This window comes from Nocardiopsis trehalosi NBRC 14201 (genome assembly GCF_001552555.1).
In the GTDB taxonomy this organism is placed as follows: domain Bacteria; phylum Actinomycetota; class Actinomycetes; order Streptosporangiales; family Streptosporangiaceae; genus Nocardiopsis_B; species Nocardiopsis_B trehalosi.
In genome coordinates, this window is sequence record NZ_BCRK01000350.1 from 1 (window position 1) to 1,388 (window position 1,388).

The 1,388-nt window shown below is 79.3% G+C and carries 2 protein-coding genes; both read left to right on the forward strand.

Going from position 1 to position 1,388, the window contains the following annotated elements; genetic code table 11:
• Positions 1–752 (forward strand): hypothetical protein (locus NT8_RS30220; protein ID WP_067976098.1); only part of this gene is annotated, 752 nt, incomplete at its 5' end.
• Between the two features lie 306 nt (positions 753–1,058).
• Positions 1,059–1,340 carry an isoamylase early set domain-containing protein gene (locus NT8_RS28070; RefSeq protein WP_067976102.1) on the forward strand — a complete coding sequence of 94 codons (282 nt, stop codon included), beginning with the start codon at positions 1,059–1,061 and terminating at the stop codon, positions 1,338–1,340.
• Positions 1,341–1,388: the final 48 nt, after the last annotated feature.

A 1,388-nucleotide genomic window follows, 5' to 3' on the forward strand; every position in this document is an offset into this window, starting at 1 on the left:
GGCGGGAGCGCGGCCACGCCGACGCCGTCCTGCCCGCGCTGCTGGAGTTCACCGGCGGCCGCGTCCCCGAGGAGGGGTGGCTGCGCGGCGCGGACCTGCTGCCGCCGTGGCTCGGCGACGAGCGCGTGCACCGCTCGCACCGCCGCTCCCTCGCCGACAAGGACCCCGTCCACTACGGGGCCGCGTTCGCGCCCCTGCCCGAGGAGCCCGGCTACGTCTGGCCGCGCCCGGCCCTCCCGCGCGGCCTGCCGCGCCGCTGCGACCCGGCCCCGCTGCCGGTCGACGCCGCCCTGGCGGAACTGGGCTGGCCCGATCCGCCCGCCCCCGTTGTGGCGGCCGTCCGTCGCCTCGCCGCCGACGAGGGGGAGGCCGTGGTGCCGCCCGACCCGCGCGCCGGCCTGCTCGCGGGGCTGTGCACGCCCGACGCCGCCCTGTGGCTGGTCCCCGGCGCACCCCCGCCGTGCGCCGCCGAGCGTGGTCCCCGCCATCTGCCCGACGACCGCGCCGTGGCCGGCACCCCCGCCGCGTCCGCCGCACGGCCCCCCGGCCCGGAGGACCGCGCGGCCGTCGCCGCCGAGTGCGCCACGGCACCCGCGTTCCGCTTCCGCCGCCGCCCGCCGGAGGCCCCCGTGGCACCGCCCGCGGCCCCCACCGGCCTGGTGGTCCTCTCCGACCCCACCACCCCCGCGCCCGCGTGGGCCCGCCGCGTACTCCGCTTCACCGCCCCGATGGACTTCGTCGGGCCGCCCTGACCGGGGGACGGGCCGGCGGGGAGCGAACGATGGTCAGGGCGCGTCGGCGGGGCTGGTGAGGGAGTGGTGGTCGGCGCACTCGGCAGTGGCGGGGGCGGGGGCCGGGGTCGCGCACGACACGCCGGGTGGGGGCGGGAAGGGCCGTGGCTGCTCCGTTGGGACCGGCCGCCCGGGTCGGGTCGTCACCTTCCGTGCGTATCCGGACACGTTGCCGGACACTGGGGAGGGGTGCGGGCCGGACGCCGGTCGCCGCGCCGGTCCCGGCCGCGTCGGCGCGGGGACGTCGCCTCAGAGGGGAACGCAGTCATGATCAAGCGTGGGAAACCGAGCAAGGACGGCCGGGTGCGGATCACCTTCGCCCTGCCCAACGAGGAGCCGCAGGGGCCGGTCTCCCTGGTGGGCTGCTTCAACGGGTGGGACCCCTACGCCCACCCGCTGAAGCCGCGCGCCAACGGCCACCGCAGCGTCGCCGTGACCCTTCCGGCGAGCAGCACCGTGCACTTCCGCTACCTCGGCGAGAACGGGGTGTGGTTCGACGACGAGGACGCCGACGGCCTGCACGAGGACGGCGGCCGCCTCCACGTCTGACCCGGGACCCGCACGCCCCGCCCTCGGCGGACCCGCCCCGTGGGGCCG